Annotated in this window: 16 protein-coding genes and 1 pseudogene; 9 read left to right on the top strand and 8 right to left on the bottom strand. The window is 62.3% G+C overall.

Translation table 11 applies throughout. The features are described 5' to 3' along the window. Positions 1–15: 15 nt before the first annotated feature. The 5 genes from ABCW43_RS11240 to ABCW43_RS11260 all read left to right on the top strand — a co-directional run bounded on the left by ABCW43_RS11240 (position 16) and on the right by ABCW43_RS11260 (position 4753). Positions 16–1278, top strand: a complete 1263-nt coding sequence (locus ABCW43_RS11240) for an MgtC/SapB family protein (RefSeq protein WP_345924275.1) — start codon at positions 16–18, stop codon at positions 1276–1278. A gap of 158 nt (positions 1279–1436) precedes the next feature. Continuing rightward, positions 1437–2237, top strand: a complete 801-nt coding sequence (locus tag ABCW43_RS11245; protein ID WP_345924276.1) for an inositol monophosphatase family protein — start codon at positions 1437–1439, stop codon at positions 2235–2237. Between the two features lie 147 nt (positions 2238–2384). Further along, a complete protein-coding gene (locus ABCW43_RS11250) occupies positions 2385–3437 on the top strand; it encodes a flagellar motor protein MotA (protein WP_345924277.1) in 1053 nt (350 codons plus the stop codon). A gap of 3 nt (positions 3438–3440) precedes the next feature. Beyond that, a complete protein-coding gene (locus ABCW43_RS11255) occupies positions 3441–4472 on the top strand; it encodes a peptidoglycan -binding protein (protein WP_345924279.1) in 1032 nt (343 codons plus the stop codon). Between the two features lie 83 nt (positions 4473–4555). Then, positions 4556–4753: a hypothetical protein gene (locus ABCW43_RS11260; protein WP_345924280.1), complete on the top strand. Its 198-nt coding sequence runs from the start codon at positions 4556–4558 to the stop codon at positions 4751–4753. Here ABCW43_RS11260 and ABCW43_RS11265 read toward each other — a convergent pair. Both ABCW43_RS11265 and ABCW43_RS11270 read right to left on the bottom strand, forming a co-directional pair. Then, positions 4737–6020: a glucoamylase family protein gene (locus ABCW43_RS11265; protein ID WP_345924282.1), complete on the bottom strand. Its 1284-nt coding sequence runs from the start codon at positions 6018–6020 to the stop codon at positions 4737–4739. The two genes, ABCW43_RS11260 and ABCW43_RS11265, sit on opposite strands and share 17 nt — an antisense overlap. Before the next feature lie 120 nt (positions 6021–6140). After that, positions 6141–7937 carry an ABC transporter transmembrane domain-containing protein gene (locus ABCW43_RS11270; RefSeq protein WP_345924284.1) on the bottom strand — a complete coding sequence of 599 codons (1797 nt, stop codon included), beginning with the start codon at positions 7935–7937 and terminating at the stop codon, positions 6141–6143. Between the two features lie 187 nt (positions 7938–8124). Between ABCW43_RS11270 and rpmE the strand changes: the two genes are divergently transcribed. Further along, positions 8125–8346, top strand: a complete 222-nt coding sequence (rpmE, locus tag ABCW43_RS11275) for a 50S ribosomal protein L31 (protein WP_345924286.1) — start codon at positions 8125–8127, stop codon at positions 8344–8346. Positions 8347–8429: 83 nt separating this feature from the next. Then, on the top strand, positions 8430–9080 hold the full coding sequence (locus tag ABCW43_RS11280) for a P-loop NTPase family protein (RefSeq protein WP_345924288.1): 651 nt from the start codon (positions 8430–8432) through the stop codon (positions 9078–9080). Between the two features lie 74 nt (positions 9081–9154). Here the strand turns inward: ABCW43_RS11280 and rcdA are convergent, their stop codons facing one another. From rcdA to ABCW43_RS11295, 3 genes are all read right to left on the bottom strand, one after another. Continuing rightward, a complete protein-coding gene (rcdA, locus tag ABCW43_RS11285; protein WP_037077074.1) occupies positions 9155–9667 on the bottom strand; it encodes a protease adaptor protein RcdA in 513 nt (170 codons plus the stop codon). A gap of 465 nt (positions 9668–10132) precedes the next feature. After that, positions 10133–10324 carry a DUF1192 domain-containing protein gene (locus ABCW43_RS11290; RefSeq protein WP_345924292.1) on the bottom strand — a complete coding sequence of 64 codons (192 nt, stop codon included), beginning with the start codon at positions 10322–10324 and terminating at the stop codon, positions 10133–10135. After that, positions 10321–11622, bottom strand: coding sequence for an MFS transporter (locus ABCW43_RS11295; RefSeq protein ID WP_345924293.1), 1302 nt, complete (start codon positions 11620–11622; stop codon positions 10321–10323). Before ABCW43_RS11295 ends, ABCW43_RS11290 begins: the two co-directional genes overlap by 4 nt. A gap of 132 nt (positions 11623–11754) precedes the next feature. Here ABCW43_RS11295 and ABCW43_RS28825 point away from each other — a divergent pair. Continuing rightward, positions 11755–11805 (top strand): annotated as a pseudogene (locus tag ABCW43_RS28825) (hypothetical protein); the annotation flags it as partial. A 7-nt stretch (positions 11806–11812) separates the two neighbouring features. Further along, entirely contained in the window at positions 11813–11980 is a 168-nt protein-coding gene (locus tag ABCW43_RS11300) for a hypothetical protein (protein ID WP_345924295.1), read from the top strand. Positions 11981–11991: 11 nt separating this feature from the next. Here the strand turns inward: ABCW43_RS11300 and ABCW43_RS11305 are convergent, their stop codons facing one another. The 3 genes from ABCW43_RS11305 to ABCW43_RS11315 all read right to left on the bottom strand — a co-directional run bounded on the left by ABCW43_RS11305 (position 11992) and on the right by ABCW43_RS11315 (position 14574). Continuing rightward, positions 11992–12909, bottom strand: coding sequence for a PhzF family protein (locus ABCW43_RS11305; RefSeq protein ID WP_345924297.1), 918 nt, complete (start codon positions 12907–12909; stop codon positions 11992–11994). Positions 12910–13021: 112 nt separating this feature from the next. Continuing rightward, positions 13022–13468 carry a DUF6841 family protein gene (locus ABCW43_RS11310; protein ID WP_345924299.1) on the bottom strand — a complete coding sequence of 149 codons (447 nt, stop codon included), beginning with the start codon at positions 13466–13468 and terminating at the stop codon, positions 13022–13024. Between the two features lie 209 nt (positions 13469–13677). After that, on the bottom strand, positions 13678–14574 hold the full coding sequence (locus ABCW43_RS11315; RefSeq protein WP_345924301.1) for a fructose bisphosphate aldolase: 897 nt from the start codon (positions 14572–14574) through the stop codon (positions 13678–13680). Positions 14575–14689: the final 115 nt, after the last annotated feature.

A 14689-nucleotide genomic window follows, 5' to 3' on the forward strand; every position in this document is an offset into this window, starting at 1 on the left:
CAGGAGGGGGCGGGCTTGGACCAGATCGAGTTTTTCGCACGTGTCGGGCTGGCGATCGCCATCGGTGCCGCCGTTGGCGTGGAGCGTCACTGGCGCGAACGGGACGAACCGCCGGGAGCTCGGGCGGCCGGCATCCGCACCTTCACGATGATCGGCATGCTCGGCGGCGTTGCCGGCTTGATCGAGCGGAGCCTCGCTCCGGCATCTGCCTATCCGGGCATCGTGACCGTCGGTTTTCTGATCGCCGTCACGGTCGTCCTGACCCTGTTCGAGCTGCACCAGGCGATCGCTGAGGAGAGTTTCAGCGCCACCTCGGTCATTACCGCCCTCCTCACATTCGGTCTTGGCGTGCTGGCCGTTACCCATGACATGGTGCTGGCTTCGGCGGCCGGAGCCACGCTTGTCTCGATCCTTGCAGGCCGCGAATTTCTGCACGGGGCGATCCGCCGCATGCAATGGGTGGAATTGCGTTCCGCCGTCATCCTGCTTGCCATGACTTTCGTGCTCCTGCCGATCATCCCGGCCGATCCGCTCGGTCCGTTCGGCGGCATCTCGCCGCGAAGCCTCGTCCTGCTGGTCATCACGCTCGCCTCGATCTCCTTTGCCGGTTATATCGCGGTCCGGTTGCTCGGGACCTCGCGAGGCGACGTGGTCGCCGGCGGGATCGGCGGCCTCGTTTCCTCGACCGGCACGACCATCACGTTTGCGAGGCGCAGCCGGGAAGGTGCGAACGAGACGTCGCTTGCCGCCGGCGCCATCGGCGCCGGTGCCGTGTCACTCCTGCGGGTCGCTTTCCTGATCGGAATGCTGGCGGCCAGCCTGCTGCCGACCCTGCTGCTGCCGCTCTGCGTCGGTGCTTTGGTCATGCTGGGTTACGCCGCATTCCTTGCTTTCGGGAAGCAGGCTGGGGTAGGCGAAAGCTTTCCCGGCAACCCGTTCGAACTTCCCGCGATTGCCAAGATGGCAGTCCTGCTTGCCGCCGTGGCATTTTTCGCCCGTGCCGCGACCCTCTATTTCGGTGATCGCGGTCTCCTTGCCGCCTCGGCGCTTTCCGCGCTTGCCGATGTCGATGCCGCGACCGTCACGGTGGCGGGCATGCTGCCGGGACTCGATGCAAACCTTGCCGTGCGCGCCATAGGCATCGGAGTGCTCGTCAACATGGTGGTCAAGGCGGTCTACTCGGTGATTTTTGGCACTCGCAGTTTTGCCATCCATCTGTGGTCGGCCACGCTGCTGTCGGTTGGCGCCGGACTTGCCGCGGATTGGCTGCAGGGTTGAGCGTCGGATGCTTCGCGGCCGAGAGAATAGCCGCTCTGCCGGCGCCATGACTTGAATTTCCCGCGGTTTTGTGGTCTTGAACCCGCCCATCAATAAAAACCGAAAAAAACGCCGTCCCGTCCAGACGACAAGTCAGGACAACCCCAAGGATTTCCCGCATGGCCCGCTCCGCCCTTCTCAACGTCATGGTTCAGGCTGCCCTCAAGGCAGGCAAGTCGCTTTCGCGAGATTTCGGCGAGGTGCAGAACCTGCAGGTTTCGGTGAAGGGCCCGAGCGATTTCGTCTCCCAGGCAGATCTGAAGGCGGAAAAGATCGTCCGCGACGAGCTGCTGAAATCGCGTCCGACCTATGGTTTCGTCGGCGAGGAAAGCGAAGAGCTGAAGGGTACCGACGGCGCGCATCGCTGGATCGTCGATCCGCTCGACGGCACCACCAACTTCCTGCACGGCATTCCGCAGTTCGCCGTCTCGATTGCGCTTGAGCGCAACGGCGAAGTGGTTGCCGGCGTCGTTTTCAATCCGGCGACGGACGAGCTGTTCACCGCCGAAAAGGGCGGCGGCGCGTTCATGAACGACCGCCGCATCCGGGTCGCCGCCCGCCGCGTGCTGTCCGACTGCGTGATCGGCTGTGGCATGCCGCATCTCGGCCGCGGCAATCACGGCAAATTCCTGGTCGAACTGCGCCACGTGATGGGTGAAGTCGCCGGCATGCGCCGGTTCGGCGCGGCTGCGCTCGACCTTGCCTATGTGGCTGCCGGCCGGCTCGACGGCTTCTGGGAAACCGACCTTATGCCCTGGGACATGGCGGCCGGCCTGATCCTGATCCGCGAGGCGGGCGGGTTCGTCTCCGACATGAAGGGCACGACCGACATCTTCGGCAGCGGCAATGTCGTTGCCGGCAACGAGCTCATTCAGAAGGCGCTGATCGAAGTCGTCAACCGGCCCATTCCGACCCGTTGACCGACCCGCTGAGGCATTTTTGCGCCACCGCCCGGCTTAGAGCTCAAGTACTGGATAGCTGACTGTTTTCCTAAGCTTCTGCACTTCAATTCGTCGCAATTTTCAACTAGCCTCCGGCGCGTAAGACTACCGGAGGCGAAGCATATTATGGCGAATGCGACAGTGGACGATTTGGACGCGTCTGAAACGGGCCGCGGCGGTTATGCCTACAAACTTTCCAATCCTGCCTCGTTTTTATGGACGATGCTGATCTTCCTGATCATCGTCGGTTTCGTCGCTTCCATCCTCTACCGCCAGGCCGCCCACGCCTTCCAGACCAATCCGGGCCTGAACGGCCTCATTCTCGGCGTTCTCCTGATCGGCGTGATCCTGGTTTTCAACCAGGTGATCGCCCTGATGCCGGAAGTGCGCTGGTTCAATTCCTTCCGCGCCGCCGGCAGCGCCGACAAGGTCGGCCGCGAACCGCGCCTGCTGGCGCCGATGCGCACCCTGATCGGCAGCCGCCGCAAGATGGCGCTGTCGACCAATGCCTTCCGTTCCATCCTCGACACGATCGGCACGCGCCTCGACGAATCACGCGACACGTCCCGCTATCTCATCGGCCTTCTCGTCTTTCTCGGCCTGCTCGGCACGTTCTGGGGCCTGATCCAAACCATCGGCTCGATCAGCAACGTGATTGGCGCGCTCGACCCGAATTCCGGCAGTTCCAACGACGTGCTGGCCGCCATCAAGAGCGGTCTTGCCCAGCCGCTCGCCGGCATGGGCACAGCGTTCTCGTCGTCGCTGCTCGGCCTCTCCGGCTCGCTGATATTGGGCTTTCTCGACCTGCAGGCCGGCCGCGCCCAGAACCGCTTCTATACGGAACTCGAAAACTGGCTGTCTTCGGTGACCGATCTCGGGTCGGACATGCCGCCTGCCATCGCCGAAACGATCGCGAGCGGTTCCTCCGAAGATTTGAGGGCGCTGACCGAACAGCTACGGGCGCTCGCCTCCGCCCAGACCAAGGGGCCGGTCGATGCTCATCAGAACGAGCGGTCTCTGTCGGCCATGGCCAATCTCGCCGAAGGCATCCAGGGTCTGGTCAAGAACATGCGCAACGAACAGCAGATGCTGCGCGACTGGATCGAGGCGCAGCAGGAAGAATCAAAGGCGCTCCGCCGAACGCTCGACCGGCTTTCCGACAAGATCGGGGGGAAGTAAGCGATGGCGCTTGGCAAGAGCCGCCGTCGCGAGCGGGGTGTCGATTATTGGCCGGGTTTCGTGGATGCGCTTTCCACGCTGCTGCTCGCCATCATGTTCCTGCTCACCGTCTTCGTGCTCGCGCAGTTCCTGCTCAGTCGCGAAATCACCGGCCGGGACGAGGTGCTGAACCGGCTGAACAGCCAGATCGCCGAACTGACGGAACTCTTGGCGCTCGAAAAGGGCAATACCCAGGATGTCGAGGACCAGCTTGCCAACCTGCAATCCTCGCTCGCGACTGCCGAGGCAGACCGCTCGCGCCTGCAGCAGTTGCTGAGCCAGGGGAGCGGCAGCAGCAGCGCCGCCAATGCCCGCATCGGCGACCTTACCAACCAGCTCAACCAGGAACAGCAGCTGAGTGCCCGCGCCGCAAGCCAGGTGGAGCTGCTCAACCAGCAGATCGCCGCGCTGCGTGCCCAGATCGCCGCCATCGAACAGGCGCTGCAGGCCTCGGAAGCCAAGGACGCTTCCTCGCAGGCGCAGATCTCCGATCTCGGCCGGCGCCTCAACGTGGCGCTGGCGCAGCGCGTCCAGGAATTGAACCGTTACCGCTCCGACTTCTTCGGCCGGCTGCGGGAGATCCTCTCGGACCGCGAGAACATCCGCATCGTCGGCGACCGTTTCGTGTTCCAGTCGGAAGTGCTCTTCCCCGTCGGCGGCAACGAGCTTGACCCGGCCGGACGGGTGGAGATGGACAAGCTTGCAGCGGCGCTTCTCGATCTCGCCAAGGAAATCCCGGCCGAGATCAACTGGGTGCTGCGCGTCGATGGGCATACGGACAATTCGCCGCTTTCCGGTTCCGGCCGTTACCGCGACAACTGGGAGCTTTCCTCGGCCCGCGCCACTTCGGTGGTCAAATACCTGATTTCCAAGGGCGTGCCGGCCAACCGACTCGTCGCTGCCGGCTTCGGCGAATTCCAGCCGATCGCGCAAGGCGATACGCCGGACGCCCGCTCCCAGAACCGCCGCATCGAGCTGAAACTCACCGAGCGGTAAGCCCGGCACTGTCCGTATTCATTAAAGGCCGTTAAGCCCAGGCGGCGGGGAAAAATTGAGTGATGGCCGGAGACAAGCCGGATATGGACGCCCTTATAAAGGCGGTCGCCGAAAGCCCCAAGCGCGACAACAGCGTCTATCACAAGGCTATCGCCGAGGCGCGCCAGGCCTTCGAAGACGCCGAAGCCGCTCTCGGCGGACCGGTCGAGGTGCGGACCAAGAGCAAGGTGAAGCGCAACGGCGACTACGTGGTGAAGTGGACGTTCAGGCGGTTGGAGTAGGCGTGTCCGCCGCGATGGAATGGGTGGTCGAGGTGAAGCCCAGCCGCTCCAGGCCGCGACGAACCTCAGGCGCATTCATGAACAGGCGCCACAGCAGGCCGGACCGAAAGTTTTCGATCATGGCGATGATCGGGCCCTGGTCGATCGCCAGATATGTGCCCGCCACCCAATCGGTTTTCGGCGCGAAGGAATCGGCAAAGCCGAATGGGCCGAGCAGTCTGCCATCCTCGTAGTGAAGCAATGCGCGCATGGCACTTTCCGCCTCGGCGGGCAGGAAGGGGAAGCTCGACAGGGCCGCCGTCGGGGCGATGACGCCGCGATCGAATGTCGGCGAATGGGCACCGTAACCCTGCGGTCCGTCGGATGCGCTGAGGCCCCAGACCCCGGCATTCGCATAGTCGGGCACGGTCATGCAGTAGTCGTGGTTGATGCGCGTATGCGCCACGGCCTGGTCATGGTAGTTGCCGCAATAGCGGTCGCTCAGGCCCCTGGGATCCAGCGCGCAGAACGAATAATGCGAGATGAACAGCGGGCCGCCAAAAGGCTCGCCGAGCGGGAGCTTGGTTCCGAGATAGATCTCGCCGTTCAGCATGGCGCCCGACCGCGCCCAGCCTGCATGATAGCTTACCGGCTTGATCGGATGGGTGTCGGAGCCGGCCGCCAGGACGTAACAGGACAAGGCTTCATTCCAGCCGCGGATCGGCAGGTTCATGGCCCACTCGTAGTTCGGGCTCCAGTGCCAGTAGAGAGCCTCATCCTTGCCGCGGGTGAACCAGTTCCATTCCACCTCGTCGAACAATCGCGTAATGTCTGCCCGCAATTTCTCTTCCCGGGCGGTCTCTCCGGCGAAATATTCCCGGGCGCAGATCAGGCCCTGCATCAGCAGCGTCGTTTCGACGAGGTCGCCGCCGTCGTCACGTCCGGAGAAGCGGATGACGTCGCTCGTTGCTCCGTCGATGAAATGCGCGAATGCCCCGTGGAATGTCGGCGAATGCCTCAGGCGATCGATGATGGTGGATATGCGCGCCAGTGCCTGCGAACGGGTGATCCACTGGCGTTCGCAGGCGACGATGATGGCGAGAACACCGAAGCCGACGCCGCTGACCGACACCATGTTCGGGGAAGGCGCGCCCGAGACGAAGCATTTGTCGAACGGCAGCCCCGATTCGGGATGGGCACCATCCCAGAAGAACCGGAAGGTCCGGGACTGTATCTTGTCCAGGCAATCATCGAGGGAGAGGCTGGGCGGCAGTTGACTGAAATTCATGGACCTCGAGCTTCTGGCGGCAATGGTATCTGCGATACTAGCAGGTCTGCGGTAAGTAGGCACTCGGCGCGCCCGGTTCACGTCCAGTTTAGACCAAGCGAAACACGTTGGCGTGAAGGATCACAGCGCGGTGGCGTTCTGCCGTTCGATGTCGTGGAACTGCAGCCGCGCGAGCTTGGCGTAGAGGCCGCCGTCAGCGATCAGGCTCTGGTGGGTGCCTTCCTCGACGATCCGCCCGTCTTCCAGCACGAGGATGCGGTCCGCCTTCAGCACGGTCGCCAGCCGATGGGCGATGACCAGCGTGGTGCGGTTCTTCATCAGCCCGTCGAGCGCCTTCTGGACCAGCGTTTCGCTTTCCGCATCGAGCGCCGAGGTCGCCTCGTCGAGCAGCAGGACCGGGGCGTCCTTGAGGATGGCGCGGGCGACCGCGATGCGCTGGCGCTGGCCGCCGGAGAGGGTGATGCCGCGCTCGCCGGCCATGGTGTCGTAGCCGTTATCAAGCTTCGAGATGAACTCGTCGGCCTGAGCGGCGATCGCCGCGGCGCGGACCGCCTCGCGGCTGGCATCCGGGACGCTGAAGGCGATGTTGTCGTGGATCGAGGCGGCGAAGATGGTGACGTCCTGGGGGACTATCGCCATACGGGAGCGCAGCTCGGCAAGCCTTGCCTGGCGCAGGTCGATGCCGTCGAGCTTTACCGAGCCGGCGGAGGGGTCGTAGAAGCGCAGCAGCAGCGAGAAGATCGTGCTCTTGCCGGCACCGGAGGGACCGACGATCGCCACTGTTTCCCCCGATCTCACCTTGAAGGAGAGCGAGTTCAGCGTGATGGCGCTGACCCGGGCGGGATAAGCGAAGGAGACGGTCTCGAACTCGACCTCGCCATGCGGCGGGGAGGGGAGGGCGACCGGGTTTTCGGCGTCGCGAATGGCCGGGACTTCGTGCAGCAGTTCGGTCAGCCGTTCGGCGGCACCGCCGGCTGCGGAAAGCTCGCCCCAGACTTCCGAGAGCTGGCCGAGCGAGCTCGCCGCGATCACTGAATAGAGCACGAACTGGCCGAGCGTACCGGCGGTCATCGTGCCGGCCAGCACGCTCTGGGCGCCGTACCACAGCACGCCGACGATGCTACCGAAAACGAGGAGGATGCCGAAGCCGGTCAGCAACGCGCGGGCCTTGATCGCTGCGCGGGCGGCGTCATAGGCGCTTTCCACCGTGCTGCCGTAGCGGCCGTTGGCGGTTTTTTCGCCGCCAAAGGCCTGGACGGTGCGGGTGGCGCCGATCACTTCGGAGGCGAAGGCCGAGGTCTGGGCAAGCGTATCCTGGGCGGCGCGGGAGCGTTTCCTGACCGAGCGCCCGAAACCGACCAGCGGAAAGACGATCAGCGGGATGGCGCCGAGCACCAGCGCGGAGAGCCGCGGGCTCGTATAGATCATCATGCCCATGGCGCCGAGACAGAGAATGGTGTTGCGCAAAGCCTGGGAGGCTGCGGAACCGAAGGCGGACTTGATCTGGGTCGTGTCGGCCGTCAGTCGCGAGACGATCTCACCCGACTGGTTGACGTCGAAGAAGGACGGCGACAGCGACGTCACATGCGAGAACACCTCGCGGCGCAGGTCGGCGACGACCCGCTCGCCGATGGTGATGACGTAGTAGTAGCGCATGGCGCTGGCGACGGCGAGCAGCGCTGCCAATGCCAGCAGCATTCCAAAATAGTTGTTGATGAAATGGCCGTCGGAAGAGGCAAAGCCATGGTCGACCATGCGGCGCACGGCCAGCGGCAGGGCGAGCGTCGTGGCTGCGGCGAGAACGAGGAAAACGATTGCCGCGGCGACCATCGAACGATAACGGGCAAGATAGGGAAGGAGCCTTGCGAGCGGTCTTAAGGCTTTGCCTCTCGGCTGGTTTTCTCGGGCGTCTGCCACGTCATCTCCATAGGCTCGAAAGGCTCAATTCTCGGCCTTACGGGTACTTGTACTTCCGGCGACCTTCCTGTATAGGCTCCGCATCGAATTGGGAAGCCGTGACCAGACCGGTCTGCGGCTTCATTTATTAAAGAGGCCTCTCGCTCGCAATTGCGACAAATGGACCTCGCAGAGCAGGAATATCGACATGAAGGCTGGCATCCATCCGCAGTATCACGTGATCAAAGTGGTCATGACCGACGGCACCGAATACGAAACCCGCTCGACCTGGGGTTCGGAAGGCGCGACCATGAACCTGGAAATCGACCCCAACTCGCATCCGGCCTGGACGGGCGGCAACCAGCAGCTCATGGACCGCGGCGGCCGCGTTTCCAAGTTCAACAAGCGTTTCGGCGGCCTCGGCCTCTAATACGCTTCTTGGCACACGAGTTACGAAGAGCCTGGCGGACGCCGGGCTTTTTTCGTTTTGCGGTGTTTGACGGGGAGGAGCCGTTGAAAGAGCAATCCGATATTCCAGCCGCATACCGGCGGATCGTGATCATGGGGAACGGCGGGTCCGGCAAGACCTGGCTGGCGCCAAGGCTGGCAGAGCCGCTTGGCTTGCCGCTCGTTCACCTCGACGACGTGCATTGGGAACCGGGTCGCTACGGGATTGCACGCGACAGGGCGGTCGTGCACGAGGATGTTCGGACGATAGCATCGGGTGAAACGTGGCTGATCGAAGGCGTCTATGGCCTCTACGTCGGCATCGCCCTGCCGAGGACAACGACGCTGATCTGGCTCGATCTGAGCGAGGACGAATGCGTGGCGAATATCATGCGCCGCGGCATCCAGGGCGGCGAGAGCCAGGAGTCATTCGACGGGCTGGTCAAATGGGTGTCGGAATACAGAGTTCGAAAGAACAACTGGAATTCGTTCGACGCTCACCTGAAGCTTTATGAAAGCTTCTCAGGCCAGAAGGCGCGGCTGACGAGCCGAAACGAGATCGACGCCTATATGGAGAGCTTCCTGCCGATGTCGGCCGATCAACATGATTGGCTGAAAGCGGCGGCGCAGCGGGCCCACTCCACGGCCGATGCGTTCAATGTCGCAATCGAGGCAGTGGAGCGCGCCGAGATGGACCCGGACTTTCGAAGGCGCTGACCAAAATGAAAAGGGCCGATGCTTGCGCACGGCCCTCTGGTTCGATCAGATGTATTTGCTTTGCGCTATGGCAATCAGTTGCCGAAGGCGGTGCGCAGCAGGTTGAGCTGGGCGCGGACGCTGTTTTCGTTGTCCGGCAGCACGGCGGGGTCGGCCGGGCGGTAGATCTCGCGGTCGAGAATGGCGACACGGTTCTGGAGGCGCAGCGAACGTTCGACGAGATCACGGAAACCCTCCGGCAGATCGAGCCAGCCCGGGGCATTGCGGTCGACGTTGAAGCCGTCGAGGCGGACCTTGCTCTTTTCCGACATGACCTGTTCGCGGCTCATCTCGCCATTGTTGACGGCGCGCTGCAGAAGCAGCCAGGAGGCCATCTGCATGAGGCGGGTGGTCAGCCGCATGGACTCGGCCGCATAAAGAACCGATGCCATGCGCGGCAGAACCTTCGAAGCGGCGCGGCCCGTACCGTCAAGATAGCTCGCGGTCTCCTCGACCAGCGACATACCTTCGGAGTAGAGCGCCTTGAACTGCGAAGAGGCAGCGGCACGGCCTGCAAAACTTACGGTATTCAATCCCTGTTCGGACATCGAAATCATCCTGCTCAACGCAATCACATTCAGGCAATGACAACGGCGGATAAAAGTTCCCATGCCGTTCTGACTGACCTGAACATGATACTTATAATGGAAATCCGCAAGACGTTTCTTAAGGAAAGGTTAATACCCACAAGAAGTGGTAAACAGCGGCCATGTTCCTGAAATGAGACGTATTTTGGCGTCCAATACAACAGTTTGTTTCTGTGGAAAAGCCGGCTGAAACCGTCGCCACGGCGGTGTCGAAGGCCAGGAGCCTGAGCGGGGTCGGTGCCGCCCTAAAAAGAAGAGCCGCGGAAAGGCGGCTCTCAAGGTAAAACAGGGAGAAATCAGACCATTCGCCGAATGGTGAAACTGTCTGAGTCCAGGAAGCCTGAACATCTCTATATTCTGCGTTAATGATTAATATAGTCTTAAATCTAAGCGGAAATACTTAGGATTCTTGCCGGAGCCCGACGTTCAGGAACGGAACAGACTGTCGGCCGCGCGCCGTCCTGCGGCCTTTGCCTCCTTCTCGGCCTCGAGCCGGGCGATCTCCTGCCTCAGCAGATCGATTCGCGATTCGAGCTCGTTGACCGAGAGCATGGAGAGGTCGCAGCCGAGTTCGTGGGTCTTCGGTTTCTTCGGCCGTTCGTCATCGAGAAAGCTCATGATGCCTCCTTTCTGGCATTCGTATCTGCTTTGGCATTCACATCCGGTGCCGAACCGGCGGTGCGGGAGCGCGGGTCGAGCGACAGGCTTTCCGGCGTCGAAAGCTGGGAGCTGCCGCCTGACGCCGTCGTATAGGCGTCGCGCTCGGCGACCGGTATCGGCGCCCGCTGGCGGATGCGGATGATCGCATAGGCGGTTACCAGAAGATGCGCGCACGCCGTCACCGCAAACAGGGCATGCGGGCCGGCCCAGCTCATCACAGGGCCACCGAGCGTCGGTCCGATGATCGTGCCGATACCATAGAGCAGAAGCAGGCCGCCGGAGACTTTGACGAAATCCTCCGGCGCGGCGAAGTCGTTGGCGTGGGCAACCGCGATCGGATAGAGCGCGTTGGCGGCGGCGCCGTAGATCGCTACCAGCACGACGATCTCATAGGTGCCGGTCGGGTGGATCACCAGGATTGCCAGGCCCGCAAGCGCTGCTGCGGCCGAGAGGCCGGCCAGCACATGGCGGCGGTCCATCCGGTCGGACAGCCGGCCCGCCGGAAACTGCATGATCGCGCCGGCAAAGATGGTGATGCTGACCATTGCCGCGACCGCGCCCTGGTCGAGGCCGGCGCGCGTGCCGAACACCGCGCCGAGCGTGCCATAGGCACCGTTGGCGACGCCGATCAGGAGGATGCCGATGCAGGAGATCGGCGAATTGCGGAAGAGGGCAGGCAGGTCGAGCCGCGCCCGTTTCAGCGGCTGCGGCGAGGCGGCCTTGGACAAGGTCGTCGGCAGGGCGGCGAGGCTGTAGAGGATGCCGCAGATCATGAACAATGTCGGCGTCGCGATATTCGCGAAAGGCACCATCAACTGGCCGCCGACGACACCGAAAAGGGTGATCGAGATATAGAGGGAAAAGATGGTTCCGCGGCTCTCGCTGGTGGCGCGCTCGTTGAGCCAGCTTTCGATGATCATCGAGGTGCCGGCGGTGCAGAAGCCGGTGATGGCGCGCAGAACCAGCCAGGTGTTCTGGTCGACCAGCAGCCCGGTCAAAAGCACGTTCAGGCAGATCAGCGACAGGAAGCCGGAAAAGGCGCGCACGTGGCCGATGCGACGCACTACGTTCGGCGCCACGAAGCAGCCGATGACGAAGCCGGAGGCCCAGGTGGTGCCGAGCAGGCCGAGCACTTCGTTGGAATAACCCTCCTGCGCACCGCGCACGGGCAGAAGCAGGCTCTGCAGGCCGTTGCCCAGGAAGAGGAGAAGCGTACCGCAAAGGAGGGCGAGGATTGGAAGGAGGTTTCGTCTCATCTTTGCTACTGTCAGCTCTTTGCGCGAATGCGATCAATCACGGCTTCGCCTGCAAGCATTGTTGCATGCCGATGAACCGGGCGTTAACGAAAGCGAAGCGGATTAGCTATTCCTCGAATCCCCTCCACATCTATCTGTGGTGGAGCGCAAAAATGTCCAGCCTGTGGCGGACGAGATCGGCAAAGCGTAGATGACAAAGACAATCGCGGTTCTTCTGATCTTCGCCATGCTGGTGCAGATCATCAAGCCGCTCGATCTTCCGGGCTTGCGGCGCCGGGGGGATTTCTGGAAGCTGGCGATCGTCGCCTTCGCGGTCTGGAGCGCCGCGCTGATCCTGCGCGAATTCACCACGCTGTAGAGTTTATATCGCTAGACGTCGATCGAGCCGCGCATGACGGGCACGCAGCGGCCGGTGATGGTGACGTCGGTGACGGTTCCGACCTTCTTCACCACATCGAGTTCGATGATGCTGCGGCGTCCCATCTCGACGCCCTGTTCGATCGTCACGTGGACCTCGGCATCCATTTCCGGGGCACGCGTCACCAGGAAGGCGGAGAGGGCGGCCGAGGCGCTGCCGGTCGCCGGATCCTCCATGATGTTGTCGAGCGGCGCGAACATGCGGGCACGTATGGCGAACGGGTTTTCCGGGCTACGCACGTAGAGGAAGATCGGAAAATCGCCGTCGGCGCCTTGGTGTTTTGCAGCTGCCTCCCGGAAGACCGTGATGTTCGGCCGGGCGGCGGCAAGTGCTTCGAGGCCATCGAGCTCGGCGATCGCAAAGGCGAGGCCGACCGAGGCGAAGACCGGGTCATGGGCTGTGGTACGGACGTGCTTCACGTCGATCGAAACGCAAGCGGCGATCAATCCGGGCTCGATTTCGGCACCGATCTCCAGCGGACGCGGTGCGCGGATCGTGGCGCCGATCACGCCGGCCGCCTCCCGCAGCAGCCTGATTTCCACCAGGCCGGCGACCTCCTCGAACCGGAGCGTGTCGGCGACGGGCTTGCCGAACAGATCCGCATGCTGGCCGAGCACATAGGCGGTGCCGACATTGGGATGGCCGGCAAAGGGGATTTCCATCGTCGGGGTAAAGATGCGCACCCGGGCGCTGTTTTCCGGATTTTCCGGCGGCAGGACGAAGGTGCTTTCAGCATAACCGAATTCGATGGCGATCCGCTGCATCTGCTGATCGGTCAAGTTCCGCGCATCCGGCACCACGGCGAGCGGGTTGCCGGCGAAACGTTCTGTCGTGAAAACATCGACGGTGACGAAATCGGCGGTCGGCATGGTGAAATTCTCCGGAAGCGATGCCGGATTTAAAAGCCTCATTGGCGGCCATTACCAGCCAATGTTTTTGATAGCGGTCATCAAAGGAATGAAAGCGGCCGGCATCATCGGCTCAGGCAAGACCGTGGTCACGCATCGCCTTCTCCTCGTCGCCGGTGATATAGGCGAAAATCCGGGGGTCGCCATCGGCGATCGTCACCAGATAGAAGTTGGTGAACCGGACATTGCCGGCCTCGCCCGCCTTGTTGACGTAGGAAAAATCCCATCCGACTTCCGCAAGCGCATGAAGATCGTTGAGGCAGGTGATCGTGACGCCGGTAATGTCCATCCGCTTGCCGCCGGCATCGCGATATCGGGCGAAGCCTTGCGGGATCACGTCCCGGAATGCCGCGTCATTGGCTCCGCCGAACACCGCCTGCGGCGTCGAGCCGACGAAATAGGGCGCGAAGAACGCCGCGACGCCGGAGACATTCACCGACGCCGCGTCCTTCAGGGCGTCATTGCTGGTTCGGCCGTATTCGTCGAAAAGCCTGCGGACCTTTTCTTCAATTTCCGTCATGGGCAAACCTCCATCATGCAATGAACGTCGTTTTGCCCGTTCGGTTCAAGGTCGCAGCAAACAGAAAGGCCGCTCCGTTGCCGGGGCGGCCTTCTTCCTCCTCCTTGAAAAGGCGCTCCTCAAGCGGCCTTTTCGAGATCCTTCTTCCAGCTTCCGTCGCATGCCGCCTGAAAACAGCGACACGCTCCACGGCCGATATCAGGATCGCATCAGGACTTATTGACGCTTGCGGCGTAGATCTGATCGATCGTTTCGGCCAGGCTCGCATTGAAGTCCGCGTCACTCATCGAAACGCGGAGGTTTTCCGCCAGAGCGCGCGAAAAACTGGCGATCATGCCGTGGTTATGGCTGAGCTTTTCGCAGGCGTCCGCAGTGCTGTAGCCGCCGGAAAGGGCGACGACGCGGACGACCGATTTGCGGGCGACCAGCGGAGCATAGAAATCGGCGACCGTCGGGATCGTCAATTTGAGCATGACCGTCTCGCCTGCGGGAAGCTTGTCGAGCTGCTGCGCGATCTCGTCGCGCAAGATCGCTTCAGCCTGTTCCTTTGTCGGGCTTTTGATGGAGACTTCAGGCTCGATGATCGGCATGAGGCCCTGGCCGATGATTTGACGTGCAACCTCGAACTGCTGCTTTACGACGGCAGCGATGCCGGCCTTGTCGGCATGGCCGATCACCGATCGCATCTTGGTCCCGAATATCCCCTTTTCGCGACCGCGGATCAGCAGAGCGTCCAGCTCGGGCATCGGCTTCATCGTCTGGACGCCGTTTTCCTCGGCATTCAGGCCCTTGTCGACTTTGAGAAAGGGCACGACTCCGCGCTTTTCCCAGAGATAGGACGGAACGGCCTCTCCCTCGACGTCGCCGTCCATGGTCCGTTCGAACAGGATAGCGCCGATAACCTTTTCGCCCGAAAAGGCGGGTGCGCTCATGATGCGGACGCGCATGGCATGCACCAGGCGAAACATCTCCTCATCACCCTGATAGTCGGTTTCGGAGACGCCATAAAGACGCAACGCTCCAGGTGTTGAACCACCGCTTTGATCCAGCGCCGCAATAAATCCGGGCGCAGAACTCATCTTGTTCAACATCTTGGCGTCCACCATACTACACTCCTGTCCCTAAGTTGGCGCGATACGCGCTCATTCTCCCTAAGTCGTCAGTCGCCGATAACAGAAGTTATTTTAAAGGGAAATCCACCCTTAAGCTATTGAAACGTTT

It is taken from the genome of Neorhizobium tunisiense (genome assembly GCF_039631515.1).
Lineage (GTDB): Bacteria > Pseudomonadota > Alphaproteobacteria > Rhizobiales > Rhizobiaceae > Neorhizobium.

Coding starts and splice junctions, on each gene's coding strand:
- ABCW43_RS11310 (WP_345924299.1), bottom strand. CDS start 13,468: ATGACGGAAATTGAAGAAAAGGTCCGCAGGCTTTTCGACGAATACGGC.
- rcdA (WP_037077074.1), bottom strand. CDS start 9,667: ATGTCCGAACAGGGATTGAATACCGTAAGTTTTGCAGGCCGTGCCGCT.
- ABCW43_RS11305 (WP_345924297.1), bottom strand. CDS start 12,909: ATGCCGACCGCCGATTTCGTCACCGTCGATGTTTTCACGACAGAACGT.
- rpmE (WP_345924286.1), top strand. CDS start 8,125: ATGAAGGCTGGCATCCATCCGCAGTATCACGTGATCAAAGTGGTCATG.
- ABCW43_RS11295 (WP_345924293.1), bottom strand. CDS start 11,622: ATGAGACGAAACCTCCTTCCAATCCTCGCCCTCCTTTGCGGTACGCTT.
- ABCW43_RS11250 (WP_345924277.1), top strand. CDS start 2,385: ATGGCGAATGCGACAGTGGACGATTTGGACGCGTCTGAAACGGGCCGC.
- ABCW43_RS11300 (WP_345924295.1), top strand. CDS start 11,813: ATGACAAAGACAATCGCGGTTCTTCTGATCTTCGCCATGCTGGTGCAG.
- ABCW43_RS11315 (WP_345924301.1), bottom strand. CDS start 14,574: ATGGTGGACGCCAAGATGTTGAACAAGATGAGTTCTGCGCCCGGATTT.
- ABCW43_RS11265 (WP_345924282.1), bottom strand. CDS start 6,020: ATGAATTTCAGTCAACTGCCGCCCAGCCTCTCCCTCGATGATTGCCTG.
- ABCW43_RS11290 (WP_345924292.1), bottom strand. CDS start 10,324: ATGAGCTTTCTCGATGACGAACGGCCGAAGAAACCGAAGACCCACGAA.
- ABCW43_RS11260 (WP_345924280.1), top strand. CDS start 4,556: ATGGACGCCCTTATAAAGGCGGTCGCCGAAAGCCCCAAGCGCGACAAC.
- ABCW43_RS11255 (WP_345924279.1), top strand. CDS start 3,441: ATGGCGCTTGGCAAGAGCCGCCGTCGCGAGCGGGGTGTCGATTATTGG.
- ABCW43_RS11245 (WP_345924276.1), top strand. CDS start 1,437: ATGGCCCGCTCCGCCCTTCTCAACGTCATGGTTCAGGCTGCCCTCAAG.